Origin of the sequence: Thermomonospora echinospora (assembly GCF_900108175.1) — a bacterium.
Classification (GTDB): Bacteria; Actinomycetota; Actinomycetes; order Streptosporangiales; family Streptosporangiaceae; genus Thermomonospora; species Thermomonospora echinospora.
Map to the genome: position 1 here is coordinate 50,470 of NZ_FNVO01000004.1, position 22,279 is coordinate 72,748.

Sequence of the window (22,279 nt, forward strand, 5' to 3'; positions counted from 1 at the left end):
CCCCCAAAACCTTCGATCCTCATGCGCCGAACGCAGACCACGGCCACAGCACCGGCCGGCGGCCCTCACATCGATCGTCCGGCACCCGGTGAAACCACCGCGAATCCTGTTGCCACTTCGGCAAACCCCGAAAGGCGAGCCAGCCGCGCGCACGGCCCGGGCAGGCAGCGCGCGCGGGGTCGACATCTCCGCACACCTGAGCGACGACGGCGTCCGCTTCGACTCCCGCGCCTGGATCATCACCGCCCGTCACCACTGAGAGGGAACACGACCTTCGTCCCCCCGAGTCGGAGAGGTCACCTGGTCGTCCGGTGGCTGACGGGACGGTGCGGGTGGGCGTCTGCTCGGTGGCGTCGCCACATCCGTCGTGTCACGGGGGGCCTGGCGGCGGCGTAGGGATGAGGTTGCGTGCCGGGTGATCCTTGCCGCGAGGGCGGCGCACGCTGCGCCGGCCGCGAGTGAGATGAGCAGGGCCAGGAGTTGTGAGTGGTCCGCGAACAGCGGATAGATCTGCCAGTGGACCAGGTAGATGTACAGCGAGCCGCCGGCCAGTGGGCCGGCGAGGCGGTTGAGCCAACCCGTGCTCGGCAGCGTCGGTACCCAGATCAGCAGGGTCAGGCCGGCGATGATGAGGGTCTCCCGGAGCAGTTCCCCGGAGCCGAAGTAGCCCGGGACCGTGGCCAGGGCGATCGCGGTCACCAGCAGGCGCTGCCCCGGGGTGCCCGCCTTCGCCGCGGCCCAGCCCAGCGGGAACATCCAGCAGGCGGCGATCGCGGACGGCAGGTCCACGAGCCCGAAGAGGTTGAAGCGGGCGACCAGCCCGAGCAGCAGGAAGCCGAGGGCGAACCCGAAGGGAGAGCGCCGCTCCGCCCGGTCCAGCGCCGGAATGCTCAGCCACGCGGCCATGGCGGCCAGGATGTAGACGATGACCTCGACGAACCAGTAGTTGCTGTTGTGCCCGAGGGCGCTGTCCAGCAGCAGGGCGCCGGCCAGGTGGTAGTCGTCGGTGACAAGCGCCGCCAGCGCGATCCACAGGATGCTCGGCACGGCGATCCGCGCCAGGCCGCTCAGCACGTGCCGGCGGCGTTCGCGCCGATCGGCCGCGGTGAGGTGGAACCGCGCGAAGTTGAAGCCCGCCACCGCCAGCAGCACATGCGCGCCGCCCCGGATCGTGAAGATCGTGATGTGCGAACCGACGATGAGGACGATCGCGATGGCGCGCAGCGCGATGCCCGTCTCCAGCGTTCGCCGTCCGGCGCGCCCGGCCGGACGCCGAAGGTCGCGGATGCGCCGGGTGTGCCAGTCCGCGGGCAGCGACCCCAGCGTCTCCTCCAGCCGCAGCGACATCTCGACATAGGACAGCGAGTCGCCGCCCAGGCTGACGAAGCTGCAGTCCTCGGTGACGTCGGGCCAGTCGAGGATCTGCGCGTACAGGCGGCACAGATCCGAGCTGGACGAGCTGGACGAGGCGGGCGAGACGGACCCGGGCTTGGAGCGTGCCAACCCGCGTACGGCCTGGTAGTCGGGCTTACCCGTGGGGAGCCGGGGCAGCTCGGCCAGGACGTGCACACCGACCACCCGGGCGGGCAGGCCGCACTCGGCCGCCACCAGCCGTCTGACGTGCCCGGCGTCCGCCTCGCCCGTCACGGCCACGATCAGACCCTCGTCATCGCCGGTGCACCATGAGGTCAGGCCGTGGCGTGCGAGCATCGCCTCGACGCGCTGAGGATCGATCCGCAGGCCGTAGAGCTTCACGAACCGGCTGCGCCGCCCCACCACCTCGTACAACCCCTCCGGGGTGCGCCGCGCGACATCGCCGGTGTACAGCTCCTCGACGGTACGGCCCAGGGCCAGGTCGGAAGGGCCCTCGGCATATCCGAGCATGACGTTCGGCCCCGAGTAGACCAGCTCGCCGGTGTCGGGGCCGGGCCAGTCCGGCAACGGTTCGAGCCGGAAGGAGCCACCGGGGATCGGAACGCCGATCGCCTGGGGATGGGAGGCCGCCAGCTCCGGCGGCAGGTACGCCATGCGGGCCGTCGCCTCGGTCTGGCCGTACATGACGAACAGGTCCCAGCCGCGCCGCCTGCCCAGCTCCGCGTAGCGCGCCACCCGGTCGGCCGGCAGCCGCCCGCCCGCCTGGGTGACGTACCGCAGGTGCGGAAGCCGCATGTCGGCGAAGCCGACCCGGTCCAGCAGGTCGAAGGTGTAGGGGACGCCCGCCAGGGTCGAGCCCCGCGCGTCGCGGAACAGCTCCCAGAAGCAGGCGTCGGCCACCGACAGCTCGGTGACGATCAGCCCCGCCCCGCGCAGCAGATGGCTGTTGATGACCGACAGGCCGTAGCAGTAGTACATGGGCAGGGTCGTGGCGGCACGGTCACTGTCCCGGATGTCCAGGTAGTCGGCGATGGCCTCCGCGTTCGCCCGCAGGTTCTCCTGCGACAGCCGTACGAGCTTGGGTGAGCCGGTCGAGCCGGAGGTGCTCAGCAGCAGCGCGAGGTCCGGGTGCAGCGTGTGCGCGGAGATCGCGCGCCGCTCGTCGAGGGTGCCGTCCGGGAGGGCCACGACGTCCGGGTCATAGGCGGCGACCAGCGACCGCATCGACTCGGGGCGGTCGTGCGGGACCAGCAGCAGGGGATGGCCGGCCGCCAGCGCCGCCAGGTAGACCACGAGCGCGTCGACCGTGTCGGCGGCGGCGAGCAGGACCAGCCGGCGTTCGGATCCCAGGCGCCGGGCGGTGGCCGCCACCCGTGCGGCGAGCTCACGATAGGAGAACGCGCCGCCGGCGGTGATGACCGCCGTCCGATCCCCGTGCTCGGCCAGCTCACAGGCGAACGGGACCGCATTCGGCCTCGGGTGGGGGCGACTCATGCGGCGCATCTTAAGTAAGGCTAACCTACGTGCCAAAACGTACCGTGTGCCGCATCCCTTAGGAAGGCCCCATGCGACCCTCAGTGACCCGTTGTATCTCCGCACTCGCGCTGGCGGCCGTTCTGCTTCCCCTGGGGACGGCCTGTGGGATCGGATCGGAAGCCGGCCTCGTCATCTACTCCGGCCGTAACGAAGGGCTCATCAAGCCGCTGCTGGACAAGCTGGAGAAGGCCGTCGGCACCGACGTCGAGGTCCGCTACGGCGCCAGCGCCGAACTGTCCGCGCAGCTCCTGGAGGAGGGCGACAAGACCAAGGCCGACCTGTTCCTGTCCCAGGACGCCGGAGCGCTCGGCGCCCTGGCCAAGCAGGGGCGGCTGGAGAAGCTGCCGCAGCCCACCCTCGACCGGGTGGCCAAGCAGTTCCGCGCCGGCGGGGGAGAGTGGGTCGGCGTCTCCGGCCGTGTCCGCGTACTGGCCTACCACCCCGGCCAGGTCACCAAGGCGCCCGACAGCGTGCACGACCTCGTCAAGCCGGAGTGGAAGGACAAGGTCGGGTACGCGCCGACCAACGCGTCCTTCCAGGCGTTCGTCACCGGCATGCGCGTCCTGGAGGGCGACGACGCCACCCGCGAGTGGCTCAAGGGCCTGAAGGCCAACGGCATCAAGGCCTACGACGACAACCTCGCCCTGCTGGACGCGGTCGACTCCGGGCAGGTCGCCCTCGGGATGATCAACCACTACTACTGGTACGAGAAGGTCGCCGAGAAGGGCGCGGACAAGGTCACCGCCAAACTCCACTACCTTCCCGGCGGCGACCCCGGCGCGCTGATCAACGTGGCGGGCGTGGGCGTCCTGGCGGGCAGCGAGCACAACGCGGCGGCGCTCAAGGCCGTCGACTTCCTGCTCTCCAAGGAGGCGCAGACCTACTTCGCCGACGAGACCAAGGAGTACCCGCTGGCCTCCGGGGTCACCAGCACGGTTCCGGACCTGCCGCCGCTGGAGTCCCTCAAGGCCCCTGAGATCGACCTCGGCAAGCTCGAATCGCTGCAGCAGACCCTGACGATGCTGCGGGAAGTCGGGATGGTCTGACCCGGATGACCACAGCCCGCGCCCCGTGGGTCCTGCTCGGCCCGGCGTGCCTGGCCGGGGCCTTCGCCCTGCTGCCGCTCGGCTATCTGGCCGTGCGCTCGCTGGAGCGAGGCCCCGGCTTCGCCTGGAGCGTCGTCACCACCGAGGGCACCGCGCTGCTCCTCGGCCGCAGCCTGGCGCTGGCCGTCGTGGTGGTGGCGGCCTGCCTGCTCCTGGGGATCTCCCTGGCCTGGCTGACCGTGCGCACCGCGCTGCCCGGCGGACGCGCGTGGTCGGTGGTGGCGACCCTGCCGCTGGCCGTGCCCAGCTACGTGGCGGCCTTCGCCTGGCTGTCCGCGGTACCGGAACTCGCCGGGTTCACCGGCTCGGCGGTGGCGCTGACCCTGGTCAGTTATCCCTACGTCTACCTGCCCGTCGCCGCCGCCCTGCGCGGGATCGATCCCGCGCAGGAGGAGGCGTCCCGGTCCCTCGGAGCCGGGCCGGTACGAACCTTCCTCCGCGTCACCCTGCCGCAGTTGCGTCCGGCTGCGGCGGGGGGCGGGCTGCTGGTCGCGCTGTACGCCCTGTCGGACTTCGGCGCGGTGTCGCTGATGCGTTACGACACGTTCACCCGTGGCATCTACACCTCCTACCGGGCCAGCTTCGACCGCACTCCGGCCGCCGCCCTGAGCGTCGTCCTGGTGGTGATGACCGTGGCCCTCGTCGCCCTGGAGACGCGCACCCGGGGCCGGCGCGGACACGCCAGAACCGGAACCGGAACCGCCCGTCCCTTCACCCCCGTCCCCCTCGGACGGATGACGATCCCCGCGCTGGCCTGGTGCGGGGCGGTCGTCGCCGCCGCCGTCGTCTTCCCGCTGGCCACGCTCGGCTACTGGCTGGTCGCCGGAAACCTCGCCACCTGGGATCCCGCCGGGCTCCTGAACATCGCGGGCGTCACCCTCGGCGTGGCCGCGGGCGGGGCCGCGCTCACCACCGTGCTCGCCCTGCCCGTCGGCGTGGTGGCGGCCCGCTACCGGGGACGGGCCGCGGACCTGCTGGAGCAGGCCGCCTACGCCGGGCACGCCCTGCCCGGCATCACCGTCGCCCTCTCGATGGTCTTCTTCGCGGTCCGCTACGCCAACCCGCTCTACCAGGAGCTGCCGCTGCTGGTCTGCGCCTACGCGGTGCTGTTCCTGCCGGTCGCGGTGGGCGCCACCCGCGCCGCCGTCCTGCAGTCCCCGCCCGTGCTGGAGGACGTCGCCCGATCCCTCGGCCGCAGCCCCCTGCGCGTTCTGCGGGAGGTGACCGTACCGCTGGCCGCACCCGGTGTCGCGGCCGGTGCGGCCCTGACCTTCGTGGTCTGCATGAAGGAACTGCCGGCCACTCTGCTGCTGCGCCCCACCGGCATGGACACCCTCGCCACCCGGCTGTGGACGGAGACCGGCGTCGGTTCCTACGCCGACGCCGCCCCGTACGCCGCCGCACTGATCCTGCTCGCGGCCGTCCCCTCGTACCTCCTCGGGAGACAACGCTCATGACCGAACTGCAGATCGAGGGGCTGACCAAGGCGTACGGCCCGGACACCACCGTCCTGCACGGACTCGACCTCACCGTGCCCAGCGGCTCGCTGGCCGCCGTGCTCGGCCCTTCGGGCTGCGGAAAGACCACCCTGCTCCGCATCATCGCGGGCTTCCTGCGCGCCGACGCGGGGACCGTCACCGTCGGCGGACGTACCCTGACCGGCCCCGGAACGCACATTCCCCCGGAACGCCGCCGCATCGGCATCGTGCCCCAGGAAGGCGCGCTCTTCCCCCATCTGAGCGTGGCCCGCAACGTCGCCTTCGGCCTGACCGACCGGGCCGCCCGCCGCCGGCGTACCGAGGAGATGCTCGATCTGGTGGGCCTGGCCGGATACGGCGACCGGATGCCGCACGAGCTGTCCGGCGGACAGCAGCAGCGCGTCGCCCTGGCCCGCGCCCTGGCCCCCGAACCCGCACTGGTCCTGCTCGACGAACCGTTCAACGCCCTCGACAGCGCCCTGCGCGCCGGGGTGCGTGCCGACGTCCGCGCGGCCCTCCGCGCCACCGGAGCCACCGCCCTCCTCGTCACCCACGACCAGCAGGAGGCCCTGTCCACGGCCGACCTCGTCGCCGTCGTCCGTGAGGGGCGAGTCGCCCAGTGCGGCTCCCCCCAGGACGTCTACAGCCGCCCCATCGACCCCTGGGTCGCCGGCTTCGTCGGCGACGCCGTCCCCCTCCCCGGCACCGCCGTGAACGACACGGCCACCACCGCCCTCGGCACCGTGGAACTGCGCACGCCCACCGAAGCCCCCCTCCAGGGCACCGTGCTTCTGCGGCCCGAACAACTGCGGCTCACCGAACCTGGCGAGACCACACCAGACGGGATCGTGACCGACGTCCGCTACTACGGCCACGACGCCATGATCACCATCACCGTCGACGGCCTCGACACGCCCGTCGACATCCGCATCGGCGGCCACGTCCCCCTCCGCCCCGGCGACCGGACCGGCATCCGCATCACCGGCCAGGCCACCTTCCATCTCTGACCTCGACCCACCTGCGCGAACACCTCACCCGGCAGGCAGACCTCACCGAAGACGCGCACGGCGGCGTCGGTCGGGCACACCGGCGCCTCGATCAGCACGTGCGCCGACGGGTGTTCCGCCGGCGCGGGAGCCCGCCACTGCCCGAGCCGGCGGCTCCCAAGGGACCAAGGCCCGCCGGCTCTGACGGGAAACTTCCGGCAGCTGTCCCAAGACACTGCTTTCAACGATCATTACGCTGTTACGCTGATTACACCTGGGTCGGCCCGAGGAGCGATCATGATCGTTGAGTACATCCGCTACCGGATCGACCAGGTGGACGCCGAGGAGTTCGAGGCCGCCTACGGCCGTGCCGCGGCCTGTCTCGCGGTGGCCCCGCAGTGCGTGGAGTACGAACTGACGCGCTGCGTGGACGAGCCCGAGTGGTACATCCTGCGCATCGTCTGGACCTCGGCCGACGACCACCTGCAAGGCTTCCGCGGAGGGGAGCACTTCGCGGCGTTCTTCGCCGAGATCAAGCTGTACGTGCGGCAGATCGAGGAGATGCGGCACTATAAGCGCACCGCCGTGCGCGGCGCCGGCGGGTCCGTGCCTAGCCTGTACGAGTGGGCGGGCGGCGCCGAAGCGTTCGAGGGGCTCACCGAGACCTTCTACGCCAAAGTGCTCGCCGACGAGCTGATCGGCCCGCTGTTCGCCCACATGGACCCGGGCCATCCCAAGTACGTCGCGATGTGGCTGTCGGAGGTCTTCGGCGGCCCCGACCGCTACACCCGCGAACGCGGCGGCTACCACCACATGCTCATCCAGCACCTGGGCAAGGCGATCACCGAGCCGCAGCGGCGCCGCTGGGTGAGCCTGCTCATGGACGCCGCCGACGAGGTCGGCCTGCCGTCCGACCCGGAGTTCCGCGCCGCGTTCACCGGTTACATCGAGTGGGGCACCCGCCTGGCCCTTGCCAACTCCCAGCCCAACGCCTCCCCACCCATGCAGGCCCCCGTCCCCCACTGGGGCTGGGGCGTGGCGCCTCCCTACGTCCGCTGATCCTGGGACACCGGCTTCCGGCCCTGCTCTGGCACACCGGCGGCGTCACCGCACGTCAGGAGCCTATGGAAATGCGTCTGGGGGTTTGCTGCACTCACCCTTGCCGGAATCGCCACGCCTTCGATGGCGGCCGTAGACGCTGATCTAAGCGAGTGCGAGCCTCATGCGGTGACGCCACAGGTTGATGTCGCGGATGCGAACCGTCAATTCCCGCCCCTCGGCGGGCGGTTCTCCTGGGAGGAATTCGGAGGCGTGGACCAGGCCCTCGATGCCGTCGGCCACGGCGACGAAGACGCCGAACGGCACGACCTTGGTCACCGGTCCGCTCACCACGTCACCGAGCCGGGTCCGGGCGAGCTGTTTCCACGGGTCTTCCTGGAGCGCCTTCAGCGACAGGGACACCCGCTCGCGATCGAGATCGACGTCCAGGACCATGACGGTGACGTCCTGGCCGACCCGTACCACCTGCGACACGTCATCGAACCGCCGCCACGACAGCTCGGGCACGCTGACCAGGCCACTGGCCCCACCGAGATCCACGAACGCCCCGAACCGTTCGAGGGACGTCACGGTCCCCCGCCGGACCTGCCCCGGTTCCAGGGTCTGGAGAAAGGCCGGCCGTGTCTCAGCCTTCTGATCTTCAGCCATGTGCGGCCGACACTAGGGACTGTGGCCACGGGCGGCAATCCGGGTACGGGTAGAGTGCGGCGGGAGGAAGATCCATGACCCCACGGACCGACGCCGATGAGCTGATCGAGCAGCCGCGTATTCCGCTGAGCCGGAGGCGGGTGCTGCGCGCCGCCGTGGAGCTCGCCGACCGCGACGGCCTCGACGCGCTCACCATGCGCCGGCTCGCGCAGGAGGTCGGGGCCGAGGCGATGTCGCTGTACCACCACGTCGCCAACAAGGAGGCCGTCCTCGACGGCGTCGTCGAGGTGATCCTCGGGGAGATCACGGCGGCGGTGGACGGGGTCGAGGCGCCGTCCCCGGAGGAGGACTGGCAAGCGGCGCTGCGCGCGCGGATCCTCGCTGCCCGGGAGGTCTTCCTGCGCCATCGCTGGGCCCCGCAGGTGCTCGAAAGCCGCACCAACACGAGCCCGGCCGTCATCGCTTACTACGACCAGGTCGTTGCCATTCTCCGGGCGGGCGGGTTCTCCTTCGACCTGGCCCACCGCGCGCTGCACGTTCTGGGCAGCCGCGCCCTCGGGTTCACCCAGGAGTTGTTCCAGCCCGGCGGCGCCGAGACCGCGGACGCCGAGGCCGCCGCGATGATGGAGCAGATGGCCGACCAGTTCCCGAACATCGTCGGGATGTTGGCGGACGCCATCCATGACGATCCTGATGGCACCCTGGGCTTTTGTGACGACCAGTTCGAGTTCGAGTTCGCGCTCGACCTGATCCTCGAAGGGCTGGAACGGCGCCGCGCCGCCGGTTCGTGACCCGTTCCGAACGCGGCTGAGCGCGCCGGACACGTCGTCACTTTCGGTCACCGACTGATTTCCTTTCCGTCGCGCCCTTGACTCCCTTACGTCGTACGATAGCCTTACTGCGTACGAGAATCTTACAACGTACGACAGGCTTACGTCGTACGACAGCGGCCCGACCAGGAGCGGTATGCGGACACCAGCCACAGGGGGTCACACCGGGGCCGAGGCCGACGAGCACCCGCAGGCACCGGAACCTGAGCCCGCTCAGACCACCCCGACCGACCCGAGCGTGAACGCCCACCGAAAGGAAGACGCCATGAAAGCCTGGAGCTGGGACCGCTACGGCCCGCCCGACGTGCTGACCCTCAAGGACGTCGCCGAACCCGACATCGCCCCGGACCAGGTGCTGGTGCGGGTACGGGCGGCCTCCGTCAACCCCTACGACTGGCGCCACGCGGGGGCCGACCCGATGCTGGCACGGCTGAGCATCGGCCTGCGGCGGCCGAAGCCGGGCCTGATCCTCGGCGCCGACCTCGCCGGCGTCGTCGAGCGAGTGGGCGAGGAGGTGACCGGACTGCAGCCCGGCGATGAGGTCTTCGGGGAGGTCAGCCTGGGCTCGTTCGCCGAGGCCGTCGCCGTCCCGCAGGACAGGCTGGCCGTCAAGCCCGCCCGCCTCACCTTCGAACAGGCGGCGTCGGTGTCGATGGCCGCGCACACCGCCCTGCAAGGGCTGCGGGACGACGGGCGGATCTCCGCCGGGCAGCGGGTCCTCGTCAACGGGGCCTCCGGCGGCATCGGCACGTTCGCCGTCCAACTCGCCAAGACGTTCGGGGCCGAGGTCACCGGCGTGTGCAGCACCCGCAACGTCGAACTGGTTCGCTCTCTGGGCGCGGACGACGTCGTGGACTACACCCGCGAGGACTTCACCGCCCGGCAGGGACGATACGACCTGCTCATGGACATCGTGGGCGACCGGTCGCTGGCGAAGCTACGGCGCCCCCTGACCTCCCGTGGAACGCTCGTGCTCGTGGGCGGCATCTCGGCCCGCGGCGGGTTGCTCGGCCCGGCGGCGCAGATGCTCCGCGGGGCCCTGGTCTCCCCCTTCGTCCGCCAGCGCATCACCGGCGTCCGCTGGAACCCCAACTCCGCGGACCTGCAGTTCCTGGCCGGGCTCATGGAGAAGGAACAGCTCACCCCCGTCATCGACCGGACCTACCCGTTCGCCGAGATCCCCGAGGCCCTCCACTACATCAAGCGCGGCCACGCCCGAGGCAAGGTCGCCATCACCCTCTGACCACCTACCGGGCCCGCGCCGCCTGCCGTTCACCCCGGAGCGGTAGCGGCGCGCATCGACATCGCACTCCGCTCCCTCAACGCAAACCTGTCGATACGCGACACGGGTTGCAGCCCGGCATCCTGACGACGGGTTGGGCCTTCGCGCCCGGTGGTGTCGGGGCGAAGGCCCAGGGGGTCGGTTTCGCCGCGCGTACGGGCGGAGCGGTGGTTTCAGCGTCGGCGGACCCGAAGGCGACCAGCCCGCGACGACCACCAGCACGGTCATCACGGCGAGGCCGCCGAGCGACGCTCCCAGTTGCAGGATGTCGGGCCGGACGGCGGCCACGGTCAGGTCCTCGGCGTCGCCGCGCGCCGGTCCGGTGGCCACGGTGAGGCCGGGCGCGGCCCTGCCCCGAGGACGTCAGAACGGGGAACGACACGTCGGCGACCACGTCCCGGACGCCGGGGACGGCCCGCAGCCGTTCGGCCACGGAAACCGGGACCCGGGCGCGCTCGGTCACCGATCTTGGCGATCTCCACCAGCGTCCGGGACAGGCTGGACCAGCGCTCCGGGTCGGGCGGGATCGTGCGGGCCTCCTCCACCGCCCGCTCCATCAGCGCGGTGACGTGGCCGGGATCCATACATCGCCATGGTGGACGAGTCGGCTGTCGTTGTTTTAAGTGCGCTTGCGTCAACACGGGGTGTTGGGAGTGGTCGCTTCGGAGATGTGAGGTTCCATGAGCAGTCCGTATGCGACCACATCGGACACCACGTCCCGGTGGGGCGTCCGGCGGTGGCTTGCGGGCGCCGCGCGGTGGCTGACCACCCCCCTGACGCCTGATGACTACCTCCGGCTGGTGAACCCGCTCTGGCCCGCCGGGGGGTTGTGCGGCCGGGTCGAGGCCGTGCGCTCGGAGACCTCGGACGCGGTGACGCTCGTGATCCGCCCGGGCCGTCACTGGGTCCCGCACAGGCCCGGCCAGTGGGTCAGGGTAGGTGTCGACATCGCAGGGGTGCGCCACTGGCGCGGGTACTCGATCTCCTCGCCGCCGGACCGCCCTGACGGCTGCATCACGATCACCGTCAAGGCGGTCCCGGGCGGGTTGGTCTCCGGCCATCTGCTGCGGCGGGTGGCGCGTGGGACGATCCTCGGTCTGGGCCGGCCGGAGGGCGAGTTCGTGCTCCCCGAACCGCCGCCGTCGCGCCTGCTGTTCCTGACGGCCGGCAGTGGGATCACACCGGTGAGGCCGATGCTGCACGGCCTGCTGGCCCACGGAGCCGCGACGGTCGCCGCAGGCGCCGGGTCCCGCCGGCGAGCACCGGACGTGGTGCTGGTGCACTCGGCCCCCACGCCCGAGGACGTCATCTTCGGAGAGGAACTGCGGGGCCTGGCGGCGCGGTTTCCGAACCTGCGGCTGCACGAGCGGCACACGCGGACCGAGGGGCGCCTCAAACCGGCGGATCTGCCCGGACTGTGCCCGGACTGGACGGAACGTTCCGTATGGGCATGCGGGCCGCCCGAGATGCTCGACGAGGTCACGGCGCACTGGAGCGGGCCCGCCGATCGCCTGCACGTCGAGCGTTTTCGTCTCGCGACGCCGGCGACCAGCAACACGGGTGGACGTGTCCGCTTCACCAGGAGCCGCCGGGAGGCCACCGCCGACGGCGGCACGTCGCTGCTGGTGGCCGGGGAGGGCGCGGGCGTGCTCATGCCGAGCGGCTGCCGCATGGGCATCTGTCATGGCTGTGTGGCGCGGCTGTCCTCGGGCCGGGTGCGTGACCTGCGCACCGGCCGGATCCACGGCGAGGAGGGCGACCTCGTCCAGACCTGTGTGTCGGCCGCCGCCGGCCCCGTTGAGATCGATCTCTGAAGGAGAACGCGACCATGCCGACCACAGTGCGCCTCGCACTCATTGACGTCGAGGAGTTCGGCCGTGAGCTGGACAGGATCCGGGACGAGGTGATCGCAGGACTTGGGGAGGACGACGCGGGCTACATCCGCGGTGTCATCGCGATGCAGCGCAGGCTGGAGTTGACCGGCCGCGCACTGCTGTTCGCGTCGTGGCTGCCGCCCGCCTGGGCCGCCGGGACCGCGGCGCTGGCCATCGCGAAGATCTTGGAGAACATGGAGATCGGCCACAACGTCCTGCACGGCCAGTGGGACTGGATGCGCGACCCGAAGATCCACTCGACGACCTGGGAGTGGGACAACGCCACCCCCGCCGCCCAGTGGAAGCACTCGCACAACTTCATCCACCACACCTGGACGAACGTGCTCGGCAAGGACCGCGACATCGGCTACTCGGCCATGCGCATCAGCCCGGAGCAGAAGTGGCATCCGATCCATCTCGCCCAGCCGCTCTACAACGTGCTGCTCGCGCTGTTCTTCGAATACGGCATCGCGATATACGACGCGGAACTCGAACGCATACCGACAGGTGACAAGAGCCCGAAGGAGGCCCTGAACCAGTTGCGCGCCGTCGCCGGCAAGGCGCGGCGCCAGATCCTCAAGGATTATGTGGCGTTCCCGCTGCTGGCGGGCCCGTGCCTGCTGCCCGTCCTGCTCGGCAACCTCACCGCGAACATGACCCGCAACATGTGGGCGCACACCATCATCTTCTGCGGGCACTTCCCCGAGGGCGCCGAGTTCTTCACCGAGGACCAGATCGAGAACGAGACGAGAGGCGAGTGGTACCTCCGCCAGCTGCTCGGCTCCTGCAACATCGACGGCGGACGCCTCCTGCACCTCATGAGCGGCAATCTGAGCCACCAGATCGAACACCACCTGTTCCCGGACCTGCCCAGCAACCGCTACGCCGAGATCGCCCCCCGGGTCCGCGCCCTGTGCGAGCGGTTCGGGCTCCCCTACAACTCCGGTTCGCTGGCCCGGCAGGCGGGCTCGGTCTGGAAGCGCGTCCTACGGCTGGCGCTGCCGGGTCCCGGGCGGCCCCGACCGGAGGAGACCGCACCACCGGCGGACGAACTCCGAGCCGTCGTCTGATCGAGGTGTGACGATCGGGCTCGCAGCCAGAGCCGCCGGCTCATCCGGGCGCAGGGTGCTGGGCCGACGCCGATCGGCGCCGGCGGCGGCCCGGGGTGGCGCGCACGAGACCGTCAAACCTCGACGAGGGCGCCCCGGCGAGATTCGCCACCAACGGGTTCGGCGCCTAAGGTAGGGGTTACCTGGGGTTATTCGAGCGTTGGCAGCCGTGTCGGCGTCGTCCGGGGCGATCGACTATCCGGTTCTTCGAACCGAGGACGGGGCCTGCACCATGGCCCACGACATCAACGACTGCACCATCGATCCAGGGCCCGTGCGTCCGTACCCGCGCGGGGCGCGGTTGAGTTTGGCGGCGGGCGCGGCTCACCGCGGGGCGCTGGACGGCGGCTGGTGGCCGCGCTCGCGCGACGCGCGGGCCGAGCTGCCGGAACTGGCCGCCACACTGGTCGAACATCTGGGCAGGGTGACCCACCTGGCCGTCGATCCCTACCGCTGGGAGCGGATACCCGCCGACATCACCATCGCCGGCAGGCGGGTGAAGGTGGGGAGGTTCCCCGGGCTCGGGCACATGGTCGCCGTGATCCGGGGCCGGATGGACACGTTCCTGCTGCTGGTGGTTCCGCCCGAGGCGGCGCGGGCCTGTGCGCAGGCCGCGCTGAGCGAATCGGCGACCGGGACCGCCAGCGAACGGCCCGACCGGATCCTGGCGGCCTGCGACATCTCCACCGCCCCGGCCACGACCGCCACCACGCGGTGAGGAAAGGGCGGTGGTGCCGCCTCGCAACCGGCACCGGGTCATCTGCGCAGGATGACAGGGGCGAGCTCCCGGCATCCCGTGCAGAGCGGGGGCCCAGGCGCGCTGTGGTCTGTTACAGCGGTTCGGTCACCCACCGCCATCCGTTTTCGTCGCACGCCGTCCGTACCAGCTGGGCGCCGCTGGAGTCGGCGAGTTCGGCGACCGTCCGGACGAGCCGGCGGTGGAAGTCGGCCGGCGGGTGCGCAGCGGTCGCCCCGTCGATCAGCGTCACGGTCTGCTTGGACTCGTCGCGCAGCTGAGCCGTCAGTCTTCCCCCGTCCAGGCGTACGACGACGATCGCGTCCGCGCGGACCATGTCCCGGCCGTCGGCCGTCGCGATCCACACTTCGGGCCCCACACCACCCATAGGGAACACCTCCAGGCTCACGGGACCGGGCCCCGCATCCAGGATCGCACGCCGGGCGACCAGCCCCACCCGCCGGGTTTCAGGCGGGAACGATGTTCTCCGCCTGCAGGCCCTTTTGGCCCTGGGTGATGTCGTAGGACACCTTCTGGCCCTCCTGGAGCTCCCGGAAGCCCTGGGCCGCGATGTTGGAGTAGTGGGCGAAGACGTCGGCGCCGCCGCCGTCCTGCTCGATGAAGCCGAAGCCCTTTTCCGCGTTGAACCACTTCACTGTGCCGGTGGCCATGCCTGTCTCCCTCTGGATCGATTCCCGGTCCCACACCGTGTGGTCCGGGGGTGCCGCGATCAGCCCATCAGGGAGATCAAGAAAACAAAAAATGCGCCTGGGTTGAGACCGGCAGGCGCACACAAGAAATCCATGGGAACCGCAACTTCCCCGCCGTAACACAGCGATCGCCCGGCCGTATCACCGCACCTCAGGTTCGACGGCCACCGAACGAGGGGAGCGCCCGGCGGGCCGGGCACCACCCTCGTTCCGGCGGGTGAGCGCATACTGGCGTCATGACCTCTTCTCGGGCCGCCCGGCGGCGGCACCTGCCCACCAGCCCGTTCAACCCTCCGCAGGCGGCCCCCGCACCGGAGACCTACGCCCTGCACGACCAGGTGACCCACGAGAAGTACGGCCTCGGCCGTGTCGTCGGCGTCGAGGAGGGCGTCGCCGTGATCGTCGATTTCGGCCTGCCGACCCTGCGGATCGTGGCGCCGTACCACAAACTCGTCAAACTCTGACCCTCACCGGTATCCGAGAACGGAAAGATCACGCCGACTGCTCGGCCTCCGGCACGCACCGATTCTCACCCGACCGCCGCCGGGAGGTCGGACGACATCACAGAACACCCACGCCCGGCCGGCTCACCCCGGATCCGACAGGTGTTCATCCCGACGTCGGCTGGGGGCTGGTGCCGACCATGCATCGCCGGTCCCCACCCGGACCCAGGTCGCGCATCAGGCGGCGCTGGACGCACTCGGATCACATGCGGTGGGCGCGGAGCCGTCAGGTTTCCGGTGCGGCGAGGTGGTCGGCGCCGCTCCGAGCACGCATCCCGGGCCGGACGGTCAAAACATCGCCGCCGACAATTAATTCAGGTATTTCAGTGCATGGGAATTCGGGATATAGAATGAGGGTATCCGGCAACGGCGACACCCTCATTTCGAGGCTGATCCGTCATACCGGCTCAGTCCAATAAAGGGGATTCTCATGCCGATTTTGAATCGCGGTTACGGACCCGCTGTCTGGGTGGCACGGCCCGAGGCCGCCCCGGTCTCGCAGGCGTCCTGGCGGAAGCAGGTCTGGCCCGCCGCTATCGCGCTGACCGCAGTGATCGTGTTCGTCGCGTTCCTCGTGCCGACCACGCTGCCGCTGGCAGTGATCATGGCGCTGGCGACCGTGGTGGCCGGGGGGATCCTGGCCACACTGGTGTCCGGGACCGCCTGGGTCACCCGGCTCCGCCTCCTCATCGCGGAACTACGGCCCTGACCGATCCTGATTCCGCCCCTCCTTCCGGCCGCCCGACCGGTGACCGGGCGGAAGGGGACGGCGGCCACGCGGACCACCACCGAACGCGCAACGACGATCAGCCTGTCCCCACCCTCGGCGTACGGCTCGCCTGCGAGCCCCGCAGCCGGATGGAACCGGCCCTTTGCCCTTGACCGCGCTGAGACCTGTCCGAATGATCTGAGGCATCTCCTATGGCGCGGCGGGTCACCCATGGGCCACGTAGATGGCGTATTCGTCGGCCAGGTCGGCGTTGTGGCCGCAGTCCAGGACGGTCGGCATCTCGTTGTCGTCGCCGACCTGCTGCTCAGCCCAGCCCGAGCGTGCGGCGGGGCGACTTTCCCAGCCGCAAGGCGGCGGAGGCGGCGTCGTCCCGGTCGTGCACCGCCTCTCAAGGCCGGTGCACGACCACCGCTCGGCGGGAGCCGAACCCGTCCGCTCATCGCGTTATCGCGGGGACGGCCGGCGGCTCCGCCGCCCGACGAATCGGAGAATGCCATGAACACCACCTACACGGCCGAAGGCCACATCGACGCTCATCCGCAGGTGGTGCTGTCGGTCGCGCACGGCCCCGGCGGCGCGATCGCCACGCTGCAAGGCGACCTCGACGTCGCCACCGCGCCCGCGCTGCGGGAAGGGCTGCTGGCACTGCTGCGTCCCGGCCTGCGGCTGCTGGTCCTGGACCTGTCGCGCCTGTGGTTCTGCGACGCGGCCGGAGTGTCGGTCCTGCTCGGCACCCGGCGCCGCGCCACGCTTTTGCACATTCCGCTGCGCCTGGCCGCCCCCCGCTCCCGCGTCGCGAAAATCCTGGAGGTCACCGGCGCGGACTGCGGCTTCATGATCTACAGCACTCTGCCCGAAGCGCTCGCGCTCCCCCTCCCGCCGACCCTCGGACCGGATCGGCACCGAGCCCTCTGCGCAGGATGACGAGGGTGAACGCCCCGGTACGCGGCACCACCGGCATCGGCCGGCTCGGCGACCGCCCGGACCATGTCCCGGCCATCGGCCACCGTGGAGCCGAAAATTCCAAAACCATTGCCGATGATTACTTCAGATATTTCAGCGCATCATGGATTCATGCGGTAGGATATAAATATCCGGCAACGACGACATCCTCATCCCGAGGCTGAACCGCCATACCGGCTCGCCCCGACAAGGGGGATGTCCATGCCGATCTTGAATCGCGGTTACGGACCCGCTCATTGGGTGGCACGGCCTGAAGCCGCCCCGTCCTGGCGGGATGAGGTCTGGCCCGCCGCGGTCGTGCTGACCGCAGCGATCGTGTTCGTCGTGCTCCTCGTGCAGACCATGCCGCCACTGGCGGTGGCCATGGCGCTGGTGACCTTGGTGGCCGGGGGGATTCTGATCACGCTGGTGGCCGGGACCGCCTGGATCACCCGGCTCCGACCCATCGAGGAGCCGCGGCACTGACCGATCCCGATTCCGTCGTTCATCCCCGGCGGCCCGACCGGCGGCCCGAGGAGAGGGCCACGGCCATGTGGACCATCGCTGAACGCGCAACCACCCAGAGCACCTGGGAATCCGAGACCAGTCACCCGCGACGACATCCGGCGACGCCGTGACACGGTCGGCGGACCACGCACTTCCCTCCACGAACGGAGATTCACCATGACCACCTCGACCCTCGCCATCGGCCCTTCCCGGGCCCCCACCCCGCAACGCCCGGAACACACCCTCGTCGCCTTGCACGGTGAACTGGACCTCGCCACCACCGCGGTGCTACGCGAGCGCCTGCTGGCCACGCTGCACCACGGCACCCGGCTGTTGATCATCGATCTGAGCGGGGTGTCGTTCTGCGACGCCGCCGGGCTGACCGTGCTGCTCGGCACCCAACGCCGCGCCGCCGGCCTCGGCATCACCCTGAGCCTGGCCGCTCCCAACCCGCAGGTCGCCAAGCTGCTGCGCATCACCGGACTGGACCGCAGCCTCACCGTTCATCCCACACTCCATGACGCGCTCGCCTCGCCTCCCACCCGACTCCCGGCCCTCACCGTCGAGCGCCGTCCCGCCGGGAACGCGCACCGCTTCGACCGGCCGTCGCCCACGGCACGCTCTTGACCCGTCGCCCGGCCGGACCGGGCGGCCCCGATCGGACCCGCATGGCCACGGCGACGCCGGCCACCCGAGCACGGCCAAAGCGACCCGAGCACGGCCAAAGCGACCCACATGCGGTGACCGCACACCTTCGCCGGATCGCCGAGAGCGCGGGAGGCAGGCCGTTCGTGTCCGCCCGGCCGGGCCTGGTGGCACCGACCGCCACCGGTGATGTCCAAGTCGAGCGAGGCCGGGCGATGGCCATCGGGGACCGTGGCCGCATGGGCATCTGGTCACCAGGCACACCGACAGGCGAGGCGACGACCGCATCCGATCCGCACCGCTGATCGATCGAGGGCCCCGGAACGCGCCCATCTGCATTCGAAGGAACTGCATGGAAGCCGTGCCCACGACCCCGGACCGCACCTGCACCCCCGCACGATCGGGCCTGCGGACCGGCCGATGGCGGATGCCGCGCGGGCAGACGGCGGCCGCGTACACCCGCCGCCTGATTCCCGGTGTCCTGCGGGGATGGGGGTTGGGTCCGGTCGCCGGTCAGGTGGTGCCGCTGATCGAGGAACTGGTCGCCCGCGCCGCCGCCCGCGGTCATGGCCCGATCGACGTGCGCCTGGAATTCCGCAAGTCCATCCACCTGTTGCTGGGCGAGATCCGCGATGTTCTTCCCGCCCCGTCCGAGCCCGGCAACCTCACACCCTCACGCGAGGACGGACACAGCGCTCATGCCACGGCCGTCGCCATCACCTATGGACGGCGGCCCGGCCCCGGCGGCATCGCCGCCTGGTACGCCCACTGCTTCACCTGGTGAAGACGCGTGTCCCCGATGGCTCGTACGACTGCCGGCCGCCGGCGGGAGCGCATTGTGCGGCCCCCGTGCCCCCTGTACGGCCGGGCGGAGCCGATTCCGCGCGACCGTTGCCCGGCGGCGACCCGGGCGGGCCGTCATGAGGCGTGGCCGCTCACCATGGATTCGCCCTGTGCCGAAGCGGAACGGCCCGGTCGGCCCCGGGGGTCGGCACGGCACCGGGCCCGGTGTGGTTCGCGAGCCCTGTTGTGGCGCTGCGTTCGGCCTCCGAGCCGGGATACGGCGATGCGGGGGCGGCGCGGACGACCGCGAGAGGGTGATGGCGGATGAACGGTTTTGCCGTGGGGGCGTGGGCGGCGATGATCGGCCTGATCGTCGTGTTGTTCACGTTCGACCTGTTCGTGGCGGTGCGCCGGCCGCATGCCGTCGGGCTGGTCGAGGCCACGGTGTGGTCGGTGTTCTACGTCGTCGTCGCGGTCGGGTTCGGGCTGGCCCTGTGGACCGTCGCGGGCGCCCAAGCGGGCACCGAGTACTTCGCGGGCTGGGTGGTGGAGAAGAGCCTGTCGGTGGACAACCTGTTCGTCTTCTCGATCATCTTCGCCCGCTTCGCCGTTCCGGCCGAGTACCGGCAGAAGATCCTGCTGTTCGGCATCGCGTTCGCGTTGTGCCTGCGCGCGGTGTTCATCGCGATCGGGGCGGCCGCGATCAGCCTGTTCTCCTTCACCTTCCTGCTGTTCGGGCTGGTGCTGCTGTGGACCGCGATGCAGTTGATCCGCCACCGCAACGAGAACCCCGACGTGGAGGACACCTGGCTGGTCCGCCGGGCACGAGCGATCATGCCGGTCGGCGCCGGCTACCACGGCGGCCGGATGCTGGCGGTCGAGGACGGGCGACGGGTGGTGACCCCGGTGCTGCTGGTGTTCCTCGCCATCGGCAGCACTGACCTGCTGTTCGCCCTGGACTCCATCCCCGCGGTGTTCGGGGTGACCAGCGAACCGTTCATCGTGCTCGCCGCCAACGCCTTCGCCCTGCTCGGCCTGCGCGCGCTGTTCTTCCTCATCGGGGGCCTGCTGGAACGCCTGGTCTACCTCACGATCGGGCTGTCGCTGATCCTGGCCCTCATCGGGGTCAAACTCATCCTGCTGTTCCTGCATCAGGACATCACCCGGACCGTGCCGGAACTGCCGACCACGCTCTCGCTCGCCCTCATCCTGCTCATCCTCATCGTCACCACGATCGCCAGCGTGCTGCGCGTCCGCGCCCATCCCGAGGAACGCGCACACCCCGGCGCCCTGCGCGTCCGGAGCACCTCGCCCGACGACCGCGCCTCGCCGCCGTCGGACGGCCATCCGGGTGGAACGGCGCCGACCCGGATGCCTCCGCTCTGATTCCGCGCTCACATGGGGCACAGGTTCCGCAGCAGCGAGAGCCGGCGTAACACCTGCCGCAGCTGTCTCAGGGCCGAATCGCGAGGCGCGCACGCCGGTCGATGGTCACGCCCCGGCCTTTGTCGAGCGGGGTATGGCCTCCTCGACGCCGTGGTGGGTACGGACGGAGGCGGGATCGTCAGGTTCCCGGTGCGGTGAGGTGGTCGGCGCCGCCTCCGCGCCACTCGACCAGGAGGAGCGTCGCGTCGTCGGTGGTGATCCCGCGTCGTTCCCGCATGAGGGTGTGGGAGAGCGCCCGTACCGTCTCCCGTACGTTCTCGCCGTCGCGCCCGGTCCCCTCGATGACGTGGATGAGGCGTTCCTCGCCGAATTCCTCTCCTCCGGGCCGGTGCTCCTCGACGAGCCCGTCGGTGAAGAACAGCAGCCGGTCACCGGGCCGCAGGCCCAGTTCGTTGGTCTGCGGCTGGTCGCCGCCGAAACCGACCGGCAGGGTCCCGGGGCCTTCCAGCCTCCGGGCCACCCGCCGGTCGCGGATCAGGAGCGGCGCGGGATGACCGGCGTTGACCCATTCCAGGTGGCCCGTTGCGGTGTCCAGCCGCGACATCTGCGCCGTGACGAACTGGTCGGGCCCGAACTGCTCGTCGATGGCCGTGTCCATGAACGCGTACAGTTCGGCCAGCCCGACGTCGGTCCGTCTGGCGTGCCGGTAGGCGCCGATGGCGACGGTGGCCAGTACGGCGGCGTTCAGGCCGTGGCCCATCGCGTCGATGACGGCCAGATGCAGGATGCCCTCGTTGAGGGCGTAGTCGAAGCTGTCACCGGCGATGTCGTAGGCGGGTTCGAGGATTCCGGCGACCGCCACCTGCGGAGCGGTCATGGCCAGCGGGGGCAGCAGTGACCACTGGATCTCGGCGGCCACGCTCATCGTCTCGCGGCGCCGTGCCCGGAAGAAAAGGTCGGTGTAACCGCTCTTGGTGAGCAGCATGTTGCCGACCAGGCTGGCCAGCCGTCGCAGCAGCCGCCGGTCGTCGTCGTCGGCGGAGTCGAGGGTGAGGGCCAGCACCCCGACCTGGTCGCTGCCGTCCAGCAGCGGCAGGAACATCCGTACGCCATCGGCCAGCGGCTGCTCGACGGGGACCGCGCGCAGGAAGGCTCTGCCGGCCGGAGAGTCGTCGATCCGCTCGGGCTCCCCGGCCACCAGTTTCCCGCCCGGCAACGGCGTGAGCATCAACTGGTCGTAGTCCTGCAGGAGGACGGAGACGTCCCGGCCTCCGATCCTGCCGATCTCTTCGGCGATCACCGGGGCGATCAGCTGCGGCGGCAGTTCGCGAGCCCGGTCCAGCAGCACGCCCAGCAACCGCTCACCGAACCCCGCCGGCCGATCCACCGCGATCTCGGATGACCGCTGTTCCTCTCCCGCCATGGCCACTTGATTCCCCGCGCCGGCCTTTCACGCGATCCGCGCAGCCTCGGCCGCGTACGGATCGTTCCGGGCGGCCGATCCGTCAGGTGGAGCGGGCCGAGCTCATCGAGCGCCTGCCTCCCGGCCCGAACCGGTGTCCCGGAGCCCTTGACGGCCGTCAGGGGGCGTCCGCTTCCAGGCATCGCGTATGAACGTCGCCGTTCTGATCGTTGGAGGCTTGGCCGGCTACTGGGGTTGGCTCTCGGAAGGGACGGGGGCGGCCCCTCGGCCGAGTAGGTGGGTGGTGTGCGCTCGCTTCAGTCTTGTGGCGCTCAGTTCCAGGTGCCATCGACGAGGGGCACGTTCTTGAGGCTGCCGTCGGCTATGCGGCGTGAGGCCTCCTCCTGCTCCCGGACCACTCGGCGTTTGCCGTCCGGGATCAGTGGCCGGCCCTGCCGGGTGACCGGCTTGCCCGCGTAGATGGGCTCCCAGGAGACGGCGTGGAAAGGGCCGAGATCCGGCACACGGGTCTTGAGGATGTGGATGGTCCTGCGGTGCTACCACTTGCTGACAGCGGTGATCCCCAGAGAGGACCCTTCCGTGAAGAAAACTGGCCCTCTTCTCCGGCGATCGCGATAGGAGCCCGCTATGGC

The 22,279-nt window shown here is 70.5% G+C and carries 22 protein-coding genes and 1 pseudogene; 17 read left to right on the plus strand and 6 right to left on the minus strand.

Features of this window, described 5'->3' with window-relative positions:
* Positions 1–249: 249 nt before the first annotated feature.
* The gene (locus C4U03_RS10465) at positions 250–2,868 is read right to left on the minus strand and encodes an AMP-binding protein (protein ID WP_103937970.1); all 2,619 of its coding nucleotides are present in this window, start codon (positions 2,866–2,868) and stop codon (positions 250–252) included.
* 71 nt (positions 2,869–2,939) lie between these two features.
* Here C4U03_RS10465 and C4U03_RS10470 point away from each other — a divergent pair, with 71 nt between their 5' ends.
* From C4U03_RS10470 to C4U03_RS10485, 4 genes are all read left to right on the plus strand, one after another.
* Positions 2,940–3,956, plus strand: coding sequence for an iron ABC transporter substrate-binding protein (locus C4U03_RS10470; protein WP_103937535.1), 1,017 nt, complete (start codon positions 2,940–2,942; stop codon positions 3,954–3,956).
* A gap of 5 nt (positions 3,957–3,961) precedes the next feature.
* Complete coding sequence (locus C4U03_RS10475) at positions 3,962–5,473, plus strand: ABC transporter permease (RefSeq protein ID WP_103937536.1); 1,512 nt, start codon at positions 3,962–3,964, stop codon at positions 5,471–5,473.
* Positions 5,470–6,501 (plus strand): ABC transporter ATP-binding protein, encoded by a 1,032-nt coding sequence (locus C4U03_RS10480; RefSeq protein WP_103937537.1) that lies wholly within the window; start codon positions 5,470–5,472, stop codon positions 6,499–6,501. Before C4U03_RS10475 ends, C4U03_RS10480 begins: the two co-directional genes overlap by 4 nt.
* A gap of 276 nt (positions 6,502–6,777) precedes the next feature.
* Complete coding sequence (locus C4U03_RS10485) at positions 6,778–7,539, plus strand: group II truncated hemoglobin (protein WP_103937538.1); 762 nt, start codon at positions 6,778–6,780, stop codon at positions 7,537–7,539.
* A 150-nt stretch (positions 7,540–7,689) separates the two neighbouring features.
* On the opposite strand, the pseudogene C4U03_RS10490 reads toward C4U03_RS10485, so the two are convergent.
* Positions 7,690–8,181: pseudogene (locus tag C4U03_RS10490) on the minus strand (S1 RNA-binding domain-containing protein); the annotation flags it as partial.
* A gap of 80 nt (positions 8,182–8,261) precedes the next feature.
* Here C4U03_RS10490 and C4U03_RS10495 point away from each other — a divergent pair.
* From C4U03_RS10495 to C4U03_RS10515, 5 genes are all read left to right on the plus strand, one after another.
* A complete protein-coding gene (locus tag C4U03_RS10495; RefSeq protein ID WP_103937540.1) occupies positions 8,262–8,978 on the plus strand; it encodes a TetR/AcrR family transcriptional regulator C-terminal domain-containing protein in 717 nt (238 codons plus the stop codon).
* Positions 8,979–9,282: 304 nt separating this feature from the next.
* Positions 9,283–10,260, plus strand: coding sequence for an NAD(P)-dependent alcohol dehydrogenase (locus C4U03_RS10500; RefSeq protein ID WP_103937541.1), 978 nt, complete (start codon positions 9,283–9,285; stop codon positions 10,258–10,260).
* Positions 10,261–10,979: 719 nt separating this feature from the next.
* Positions 10,980–12,113 (plus strand): ferredoxin reductase, encoded by a 1,134-nt coding sequence (locus C4U03_RS10505; RefSeq protein WP_103937542.1) that lies wholly within the window; start codon positions 10,980–10,982, stop codon positions 12,111–12,113.
* Positions 12,114–12,127: 14 nt separating this feature from the next.
* The gene (locus tag C4U03_RS10510; RefSeq protein WP_103937543.1) at positions 12,128–13,243 is read left to right on the plus strand and encodes a fatty acid desaturase family protein; all 1,116 of its coding nucleotides are present in this window, start codon (positions 12,128–12,130) and stop codon (positions 13,241–13,243) included.
* A gap of 208 nt (positions 13,244–13,451) precedes the next feature.
* On the plus strand, positions 13,452–14,000 hold the full coding sequence (locus C4U03_RS10515; RefSeq protein ID WP_103937544.1) for a DUF5994 family protein: 549 nt from the start codon (positions 13,452–13,454) through the stop codon (positions 13,998–14,000).
* Positions 14,001–14,112: 112 nt separating this feature from the next.
* On the opposite strand, the gene C4U03_RS10520 is transcribed toward C4U03_RS10515, so the two are convergent.
* Together C4U03_RS10520 and C4U03_RS10525 are read right to left on the minus strand one after the other, a co-directional pair.
* Positions 14,113–14,406 carry a hypothetical protein gene (locus tag C4U03_RS10520; protein WP_146087313.1) on the minus strand — a complete coding sequence of 98 codons (294 nt, stop codon included), beginning with the start codon at positions 14,404–14,406 and terminating at the stop codon, positions 14,113–14,115.
* 79 nt (positions 14,407–14,485) lie between these two features.
* Positions 14,486–14,689, minus strand: coding sequence for a cold-shock protein (locus tag C4U03_RS10525; RefSeq protein ID WP_103937546.1), 204 nt, complete (start codon positions 14,687–14,689; stop codon positions 14,486–14,488).
* 275 nt (positions 14,690–14,964) lie between these two features.
* Between C4U03_RS10525 and C4U03_RS10530 the strand changes: the two genes are divergently transcribed.
* The 8 genes from C4U03_RS10530 (at position 14,965) to C4U03_RS10555 (ending at position 20,224) form a co-directional block, all read left to right on the plus strand.
* Positions 14,965–15,192: a hypothetical protein gene (locus tag C4U03_RS10530; protein ID WP_103937547.1), complete on the plus strand. Its 228-nt coding sequence runs from the start codon at positions 14,965–14,967 to the stop codon at positions 15,190–15,192.
* A 508-nt stretch (positions 15,193–15,700) separates the two neighbouring features.
* Positions 15,701–15,940: a hypothetical protein gene (locus tag C4U03_RS10535; protein WP_103937548.1), complete on the plus strand. Its 240-nt coding sequence runs from the start codon at positions 15,701–15,703 to the stop codon at positions 15,938–15,940.
* A gap of 516 nt (positions 15,941–16,456) precedes the next feature.
* Positions 16,457–16,885, plus strand: a complete 429-nt coding sequence (locus tag C4U03_RS40350; protein ID WP_160146945.1) for an STAS domain-containing protein — start codon at positions 16,457–16,459, stop codon at positions 16,883–16,885.
* Positions 16,886–16,890: 5 nt separating this feature from the next.
* Positions 16,891–17,088, plus strand: coding sequence for a hypothetical protein (locus tag C4U03_RS39840; RefSeq protein WP_146087314.1), 198 nt, complete (start codon positions 16,891–16,893; stop codon positions 17,086–17,088).
* A 76-nt stretch (positions 17,089–17,164) separates the two neighbouring features.
* On the plus strand, positions 17,165–17,389 hold the full coding sequence (locus C4U03_RS39845; RefSeq protein ID WP_146087315.1) for a hypothetical protein: 225 nt from the start codon (positions 17,165–17,167) through the stop codon (positions 17,387–17,389).
* 198 nt (positions 17,390–17,587) lie between these two features.
* A complete protein-coding gene (locus tag C4U03_RS10545; protein WP_103937550.1) occupies positions 17,588–18,037 on the plus strand; it encodes an STAS domain-containing protein in 450 nt (149 codons plus the stop codon).
* A 370-nt stretch (positions 18,038–18,407) separates the two neighbouring features.
* Positions 18,408–18,839, plus strand: a complete 432-nt coding sequence (locus C4U03_RS10550) for a hypothetical protein (protein WP_103937551.1) — start codon at positions 18,408–18,410, stop codon at positions 18,837–18,839.
* A 323-nt stretch (positions 18,840–19,162) separates the two neighbouring features.
* Positions 19,163–20,224, plus strand: coding sequence for a TerC/Alx family metal homeostasis membrane protein (locus tag C4U03_RS10555; RefSeq protein ID WP_103937552.1), 1,062 nt, complete (start codon positions 19,163–19,165; stop codon positions 20,222–20,224).
* A gap of 178 nt (positions 20,225–20,402) precedes the next feature.
* On the opposite strand, the gene C4U03_RS10560 is transcribed toward C4U03_RS10555, so the two are convergent.
* Both C4U03_RS10560 and C4U03_RS10565 read right to left on the minus strand, forming a co-directional pair.
* Positions 20,403–21,647 carry a PP2C family protein-serine/threonine phosphatase gene (locus tag C4U03_RS10560; protein WP_103937553.1) on the minus strand — a complete coding sequence of 415 codons (1,245 nt, stop codon included), beginning with the start codon at positions 21,645–21,647 and terminating at the stop codon, positions 20,403–20,405.
* A gap of 311 nt (positions 21,648–21,958) precedes the next feature.
* Positions 21,959–22,150, minus strand: a complete 192-nt coding sequence (locus C4U03_RS10565) for a hypothetical protein (RefSeq protein ID WP_103937554.1) — start codon at positions 22,148–22,150, stop codon at positions 21,959–21,961.
* Positions 22,151–22,279 lie beyond the last annotated feature (129 nt).